6 protein-coding genes are annotated in these 7,869 nt (G+C 60.3%); all 6 read right to left on the bottom strand.

Annotated elements, in window-relative coordinates; all coding sequences use genetic code 11:
• Positions 1-2,507 (bottom strand): excinuclease ABC subunit UvrA (uvrA, locus tag D779_RS20285; protein ID WP_043758094.1); only part of this gene is annotated, 2,507 nt, incomplete at its 3' end.
• Between the two features lie 182 nt (positions 2,508-2,689).
• Positions 2,690-4,342 (bottom strand): hypothetical protein, encoded by a 1,653-nt coding sequence (locus tag D779_RS20280; RefSeq protein WP_157726484.1) that lies wholly within the window; start codon positions 4,340-4,342, stop codon positions 2,690-2,692.
• Positions 4,343-4,509: 167 nt separating this feature from the next.
• Positions 4,510-5,391: a lysylphosphatidylglycerol synthase transmembrane domain-containing protein gene (locus tag D779_RS20275; protein ID WP_052348330.1), complete on the bottom strand. Its 882-nt coding sequence runs from the start codon at positions 5,389-5,391 to the stop codon at positions 4,510-4,512.
• Between the two features lie 86 nt (positions 5,392-5,477).
• Complete coding sequence (locus D779_RS20270; protein ID WP_043758085.1) at positions 5,478-6,218, bottom strand: SDR family oxidoreductase; 741 nt, start codon at positions 6,216-6,218, stop codon at positions 5,478-5,480.
• Positions 6,215-7,534, bottom strand: a complete 1,320-nt coding sequence (locus D779_RS20265; protein WP_043758082.1) for an FAD-binding oxidoreductase — start codon at positions 7,532-7,534, stop codon at positions 6,215-6,217. The genes D779_RS20270 and D779_RS20265 overlap by 4 nt, the downstream gene beginning before the upstream one ends.
• Positions 7,531-7,797 carry a hypothetical protein gene (locus D779_RS20260; protein ID WP_043758081.1) on the bottom strand — a complete coding sequence of 89 codons (267 nt, stop codon included), beginning with the start codon at positions 7,795-7,797 and terminating at the stop codon, positions 7,531-7,533. The genes D779_RS20265 and D779_RS20260 overlap by 4 nt, the downstream gene beginning before the upstream one ends.
• Positions 7,798-7,869: the final 72 nt, after the last annotated feature.

Raw genomic sequence — 7,869 nt, 5'->3', positions numbered from 1 at the left:
GGCTGGCCGAGCCGCAGATAGCCGAGCCCGACCGCCTGCAGCGGCTCCAAGGCGCGCTGCAGGTCGCGGTCGCCGGCGAAGAAGTCGAGCGCCTCGGTGGCGGTCATCTCCAACACCTCGGCGATGGAGGCGCTGCGGTTCGGGTCGGCGGCGCTCGGGACCTGGATCTCCAGCACGGCGTCGCGGTAGCGGCGTCCGTCGCAGTCCGGACAGCGCAGATAGACGTCGGCCAGGAACTGCATCTCCAGATGCTCGTAGCCGTTGCCGCCGCAGGTGGGACAGCGTCCGTCGCCGCTGTTGAAGCTGAAGGTGCCGGCGGTGTAGCCGCGCTCCCGGGCCGCCGGCTGGGCGGCGAAGCGCTTGCGCAGCACCTCGAAGGCGCCGACATAGCTGGCGGGGTTGGAACGCGAGGTGCGGCCGATGCTGGACTGGTCGAGCAGCAGCACGTCGGCGACGGCCGCATCGCCCTCGATGCCCTCGTGTTCGCCCGGCGTGCCCTCGGGATGGGCCTTGAGTTGGCACAGGGCCCGGTAGAGCACCTCCTGGACCAGGGTCGACTTGCCGGAGCCCGAGACGCCCGTCACCACCACCAGGCGGTCGAGCGGGATGGCGACGTCGATGTCCTTGAGGTTGTGGGCGCGGGCGCCGCGCACCTGCAGCCAGCGGTCGCTGTCCGAGGGCTCGCGTGTCGGACGGGGCGTGGCGACCTGGCGGCGTCCGGCGAGATAGTCGCCGGTCAGGGAGTCGGTCGATGCCAGGAGTCCGGTCGGCGAACCCTGAAAGACGATGCGCCCTCCGTGCTCGCCTGGGCCCGGGCCGATGTCGACGAGGCGGTCGGCGGCCCGCATCACCTGCGGGTCGTGCTCGACGACCACCAGCGTGTTGCCCCGGTCGCGCAATCGGTGCAGAACCTGGGTCACCCGGTCCATGTCGCGCGGATGCAGCCCGATACTGGGCTCGTCGAGGACGAAGAGGCTGTTGACCAGCGAGGTCCCGAGCGCGGTGGTCAGGTTGATGCGCTGCACCTCGCCCCCCGAGAGCGTCCGCGACTGACGGTCGAGGGTCAGATAGCCGAGCCCGACCTCGCACAGATAGCCGAGACGGGTGCGGATCTCGGACAGCAGCAGGTCGAGCGCCTGGTCGAGCGGTCCCTCCAGCCGGAGCGACTCGAAGAAGTCGCGGCAGCGGGCGATCGGCAGGCGCATGAGGTCGTGGATGGCGAGTCCGGGCAGGTCGTTCCAGGCCGACTCCTGCATGCCGGTGCGGGCATGGCGGAAACGCTCGGACGGTGGTAGGAGGCGTCCCGCCAGCTCGGCCGAGCCGAGGCGCCAGTCCAGTGCCTCGTCGCGTAGCCGCGAACCGTGACAGGTCGGGCATTCGTCATAGCTTCGATAGCGCGACAGCAGCACCCGCACGTGCATCTTGTAGCTGCGGCCCTCCAGCCAGTCGAAGAAGCGTCTCAGGCCGTACCAGACGCCGTCGTCCCACGAGCCTTCGCCCTCGACGATCCAGTCGCGGTCGGCGTCGGTCAGATCGCGCCAGGGGAGGTCGGTGGGCAGTCCGCGCCGACGGGCGAAGCGCATCAGGTCATCCTGGACCTCGGCGTAGCTGTCGGACTGGATCGGCTTGACGGCCCCCTCGGCCAGGGATTTGGAGGCGTCCGGGACCACCAGCGACCAGTCGATGCCGATGGTGCGCCCGAATCCGCGGCAGGTCTCGCAGGCGCCGAAGGGCGAGTTGAAAGAGAAGAGGTTGGGCTCCGGGTCGCGATACTGGATGTCGCAGTCGGGACACTGGAGGTCGGACGAGAAACGCCTGGGCATCCCGGGCTCCTTGCGCTCGTCCAGCGGATAGACCAGCAGCCGGCCATGCCCCTTGGCCAGTGCGGTTTCGATCGCCTCGAGCGCACGGCTGAGGTTCTCGGGCGTGAGCCGCAGACGGTCCTGGATCACCTGGATCCGCTCGGGCTCCTCGCGCAGCAGCCGCACGTATCCCTGCTGGGCCAGCATCTCCTTGACCTGGTCGAGTCCGAGCGAGGCCGGAACCTGGACCGGGAAGACGATGAGGACGCGCCGCTCGGCGAATGCCGGATCGGCGCTCAGTGCGTTCAAGACCGATTCGGGCGAGTCGCGTCTGACCTCGTGTCCGCATCCCTCGCAGAAGAGCCGGGCGCCGCGCGCGAACAGCAGCTTGAGGTGATCGTTCAGCTCGGTCATGGTCCCCACGGTCGAGCGCGAGGTGCGAACCGGATTGGTCTGGTCGATGGCGATGGCCGGCGGGATGCCCTCGATACGGTCGGCGGCCGGGCGGTCCATGCGGTCGAGGAACTGGCGGGCATAGGCCGAGAAGGTCTCGACATAGCGGCGCTGGCCCTCGGCGTAGAGGGTGTCGAAGGCGAGCGACGACTTGCCCGAGCCCGAAACGCCGGTGACGACGATCAGCTGGCCCAGCGGCAGGTCGAGGTCGAGGTTCCTGAGGTTGTTCTGGCGGACGCCTCGAAGGCGGATGGCATTTGGCCGGCTCGAATCGTCGGGGCCAGTGTTGTCTCTGCTAGAGCGAGTTGTTTCGTTCAAGGGGCGGTTCTCTGCTGGTACTGCGTGAATCATCCATTGCAATGGAGCGTATTCTTGGGGCCAGCAGCTGGATTTCCTACTCCTCCGCGACAGTCTCGAGACGCTGGTGACGCCTGTTATGAGTTGAATTCGAGTGATTGTGTCATTGTATTCAGGGATTCAGGTTTCTTTTGGCTTAAGTCGGATTCTCTTCGCTTGTAGAGTAGGACTCCTCGCCCCAGACGTTCCTGCCAAAACTGATGAGGTATCTCTGTCGCTAGTTCATATTTGTCCTTGAACCACGGGCGATTATCTGGTGAATATTTTCCTTGCCAAGAGACTATGACATAGTCCGGGTGCCAGGTCTCGAAGGGATAGTCCATGTTGCCGAGAGTTATCTGTTTGGCCACATCCGGACTGCTGAGTCCAAGCTCGTCGATGACCCTGTATTTCGGTCCGAGCTTGAAGCCCAGTGCTCCGGGTTCGGCCGTTGCAACCGAACAGCCATTTGGCTCCTCGCGTCGGAGATATTGAACTACACCATCGTAGCTAAAGACATGGTGATTGATGTTCTCTGTTCTTAACATCCAGTCGGTTCGTGAGCTGATCTCCGGTCCTTTGATGGACAATAGCACTGCTGAAATTATCAATATGACAGTTGCTGATTTACGGATTAGACCTGGATTCGAGAGCGAATGAAGTGCTATGAATGCAGACAGTGCTCCGCTGACGATTAATGTGTACGCAATAGGCGTAATATACCATGGCCATACGGTTACGCCGATCAGATGATAGAAAAGCGCTTGACCGAAGCCGAATAACAATAAGGCCGTTAACAGCAGTGTGATCGGCATGGCAACTAGATCACGAATGCGCTTGGACGAAATAATCGTCAATCCAAATGCCGCGCTAATCAGCAACAATTGTGTGGCAGAAAGTATCCAGCCTAGGTTGTGTGTCGCTTTTTCTGCGACCAATCCAAGCCGATATGTTTCCCAGTGTCCGAGTATGATCTGTGCCTGTTTGGCGAGCATGGTTTCTGGTAGAGCCTGACCAAAATAGAGCTTGCAGAACAGCAGCCACGAGAGAAAAGCGGCAGCGAAGGCTATTGATAGCTTGAGCAGTTGAAGCGCTTGATCGCGCTTGTTTTCCGCAGCTATGGTATGTATTGCCATTAATGCGGCAACGATAAGGAACATCAAAATGGAATCGGGGCGAATGGTCGTGGCGAGTGCTAATACCAAGCCTGCGCTGACAGGACGGATAAGAAAGAATGCTAGGTATGCCGCAAAAAAAAGCAGTGCTAGATAAATAAGGGTTTCATGTCCAGAAACCATTTGTATGTAGCCTGTTGTCACCAGTATCAAGCTGAATATGATGGTGATTGGCCAGGCACCAAGATCCCCCACCGTTCTGCGTCCAGCAAGGAAAATCAAAGCGGTTGTTAATCCGATCGATGCAGCGGAAAACATGCTGGCGAATATTGGTATCAAAACGCCGTGCGTTGCGATCTGCCCCTTCACCAGGATGGAATGATGGAACGCTATATCCGCTAGATAGGATAGACCGCCGAGTAAGATTGCCATGCCCATTGCAGTTGATCCGTAATGGTTCTCTTCTGGATTGAATCGTAATCCATAACCCTCGGCGAGGTTTTGAGCGTAACGGAAAGTTATAAAAGAATCGTCGGCAAATCTTTGGTGGTTGTACTGTAGATATAGTAGCGCAATTGATAATGCGAAAATAATTAATATCGCATTCGACAAGCTTCTTTGGATTGAAGCGATCATATGATTTATACCGGTTGCATGCATTGGTAGTAATTAATGTATGGGTTAGATGCGATCCGCTGTGAGTGAGATGCTAGGGTGCATCGCTCTAATGCATGATTTTTGTGAGTAGCCTGCAAAACGGCCAGGGCTCTTCAGGTGCCGCATCTAATATGTCTGGGGCATTGTTAATGCCGGAACTTCGCGAGTGCGAACAACCCGATGATAACCGCGAACCAGAGCGTCGCCAGCCGGATCAAGACCGTGGCCGCCACTGCGTCCGAACTCGCCATTCCTTTCCATATCAACAGGGCAACCATGACACCTTCCGCTCCACCTAGACCGCCCGGCATGAAGCTTAGTGCGCCAGCTAGCATCGAGAGGGCATAGACGAAGACGGCGAAGAAGGGGGATACATCGATACCCATCCAATGCAGGACTAGAAAGAAGGCGAGGGCTTCCGAAAACCAGGCCAGGAGGCTCAGCAGCGTCGCACTGGCGAGCAACCGAGGTTTGTGGCAGCGTCGAGCCTGATGCGCGACCTGTAGGACCTGACGCAGCAGGTTGTTGATCTTGGAGTTTGCGCTCAAACCCCTTTCCAGTCGATGCAGCAGCCTTTGATTCGAGACGATCGACAATCCGAGAGCGATTCCGCCCACGCCTAGACCAATGACCGGCCAGGCATCTGGATAGAGGGTCAATCCGATCAGGGTGAGCAATACGATCGCGACCAGGTCCGATAGGCGCTCGCTAAAGAAGGCGGCGAAGCTGTGCGGATAGGGAACGGCCCAACGTTTGAGAAGCACACCGCGCAATGCCTCGCCGGTTTTGCCGGGCGTGGTGGTCAGGGCGAACCCGGCTAGATAGATGTGCAGGTTGGCTTGCCAGGGTACCGGGTGTCCCATGGTTTCGAGATAGCTCTGCCAGCGCAGGAATCGCAATCCGTAGTTCACCAGGGACAGCGACAGGGCGACGAGGATGCCTGTCGCCCCTACCTGGACGATCGCGGACGAGACCTCGCGCCAGCCGGTCCACAGGGATATAGCCAGATAGGCAACCGCTGACATCATGACCGAATAGATGACCGCCCGATAGCGCCAGCCAGAGAGTAGCGGAGCCTGAGGTGACGCTTGGGCGGATGGATTCGGATCTTGGATCACAGCGATAACCGCTTGAAGACCGGTCTTGGTATTGTGCGAATGATGAGCATGATCCAGGCCCAGAATCCGGGTGCATACAGCACGTCGGTGCGATGCTCAATGCCGTTCAGAATGCGTTTTGCGACGCTGTCCGCTTGGGCGACCAGGAGCGCGGGCAGGGGGAGTCCCTGCGTCATGGGCGTTGCGACGAATCCGGGACGGATGTCGATTAGGTGCACCCCGGACTTGAACAGTCGAGCGCGCATGCCCTCGCAGAAGGTCGATACGGCTGCCTTGGCGCTGCCATACACATAATTCGACGGGCGCCCGCGATCACCGGCTACCGAGGTGATGACCGCCAGGGTTCCGCTTTTCTGATGCTCCAGTCGAGTGGCCAGAATCGTCAGCAATGCAATGGTCGCAGTGGCATTCAGATTGAATTCCTCGACTGCGAGCGGCGCGTCCCCTTCGCAGGCAGTCTGATCGGGCAGGGTGCCATGGGCGATCAGTGCGATGTCGATTTCTGTCAGCGTGTCCAGGCAGGATGACAACATGGCTGGATGATCGTCGATTCGAGTCACATCCAGCTCGTAGGTATGACAGGCGGCCGCGCCGCGTGCACTCAGGTCGGTAGCTGTTTGCGACAGTGTGTGCGGGTTGCGAGCGACCAGGAAGAAGTGGGCGCCCTGCTCGGCCCAGGCACGGGCACAAGCGGTGGCGATGGCGGAGGTGGCGCCAATGATGAGGATACGTTTCATGTCGTCACTCGTGTCCAGAAGCGAGAGTTGAGTGCTGGATCGCGCAGTGCCTCGAGTCGTTCCCAGGCAGGATAGGCGCGACGGAAATCCTCGCCGAGCATGTGCGCGTCCTTGGCTGGATAGAGTCGTCCTCCTGCCTCTCGGACGATGGTATCGAGTCGAGGGAAGAGCTCGGTGTCGAGCCGAGAGGACTGTGGGAAGTCGAGTGCCAATGTGGTTCCCTGTGCCGGAAAGGAAAGGAGTCCTGGCGATTCGAGATCGCCGCAGCGTTTGAGAACGGCGAGAAAGGAGCCCGTGCCCGATGAGGCGATCGCGCTCAAGAGTGCATGCATCGCCGATTCGGCCTGATCTCGCGGGATGAGGCACTGATACTGCTGAAATCCCTTGGGGCCGTAGATGCGATTCCAGTTGCGCACGCCGTCGAGCGGATAGAAAAAAGGTGCGTATCCGAGACGTCGGGGCTGTTGGCTGCGCGGGTGCTTGCGCCAGTAGACTTCATTGAATGCGTGCAGCGACAGTGAGTTGATCAGCGAGATGGGGGGCGTGACCGGAACGCCGAGGTTGGTCCGCCGGGCGGCCTGGAGGCCACCTTCGGCGGCGAAATCGCCGGCCATGTAGACACCGCGTCCTGTGGTTCGCCCTGTGGCGGCACAGTCGATCCAGGCCACTCCGTATTCGTAACGTCGGTCGAGTTCGTCGGAGAGCGCGAAGAATTCGGTGAGGCCCTCGAAGCGGGTGACGCTCGCGTGGATTTGGCTGGAGCGTATCGGAAGCAGCTGGATCTCGGCCCACTCGATGATACCCGTCAGCCCGAGTCCACCGATGGTGGCAGCGAACAGCTGCTGATTCTCATCCGGCGAGCAGAGTAGCCGCCCCTCCTGCGAGCGCAATAGACCGAACCGCCGCACATGGCGTCCGAAGGTGCCGCGTACATGATGATTTTTCCCGTGTACGTCGTTGGCGATCGCCCCCCCGAGTGTGATGAGCTGTGTGCCGGGCGTGACCGATAGGAACCATCCCCGCGGGATGGCGAGTGCTAGGATGTCCTCGAGCGTGACTCCGGACTCGGCGGTTAGTCGGCCTCTTGTCCAGTCCGCCTCGATGAAGCGGTCGAGATGGCGGAGAGACAGGACGTGATCGCTGGTCGCCAGGCAGCTGTCGCCGTAGCTACGGCCGTTGCCAAACGCTAGAGTCGAACCATGCGTGCGCGCGAGTTCAGTGAGCGTGCCGGGAAGCGCGTCGCGCCAATGGCAGGTGTGGGGGATCTGGGGGTGTGGCGGATGTTGGCCCCAGGACAGCAATGCCGAGGCGCTCATGTCGCGACCCAGAACACGAGTCCAAAGAGTGCGCCGATGATCAGGCTCACACGGTCTCGGATGGCGAAGACGACAGGATCGTCATGCATCAGTCCTCGATGGGTGAGCATCCAGACCCGAGTGATCCAGAGCAGCAGCAAGGGGCAGGCGAGCCAGATGACCTCGGGGTGATGATAGAGTGCGCTGGTGCTCAGATCGTTGATATAGAGCGCCAACACCATGACGGCCACATAACCCGAGGACCCCAGGGCTTTGAAGGTCACAGATCGTGATCATGAGCGACTTCTCTGATCGATCCCCTCAGGTTCGCGGGGTCTTTCGACGTTTCTCAAGAA

Source organism: Imhoffiella purpurea (assembly GCF_000585215.1).
GTDB classification, from domain to species: Bacteria; Pseudomonadota; Gammaproteobacteria; order Chromatiales; family Chromatiaceae; genus Imhoffiella; species Imhoffiella purpurea.
Note: the sequence above shows the minus strand (reverse complement) of the source record. Positions and strands in the feature narration are given on the sequence as shown.

What these genes read in the sequence shown, in the direction of transcription:
- D779_RS20270 (WP_043758085.1), bottom strand. Translation starts at nt 6,218, where the DNA reads ATGAAACGTATCCTCATCATTGGCGCCACCTCCGCCATCGCCACCGCT.
- D779_RS20275 (WP_052348330.1), bottom strand. Translation starts at nt 5,391, where the DNA reads ATGATGTCAGCGGTTGCCTATCTGGCTATATCCCTGTGGACCGGCTGG.
- D779_RS20280 (WP_157726484.1), bottom strand. Translation starts at nt 4,342, where the DNA reads ATGATCGCTTCAATCCAAAGAAGCTTGTCGAATGCGATATTAATTATT.
- D779_RS20265 (WP_043758082.1), bottom strand. Translation starts at nt 7,534, where the DNA reads ATGAGCGCCTCGGCATTGCTGTCCTGGGGCCAACATCCGCCACACCCC.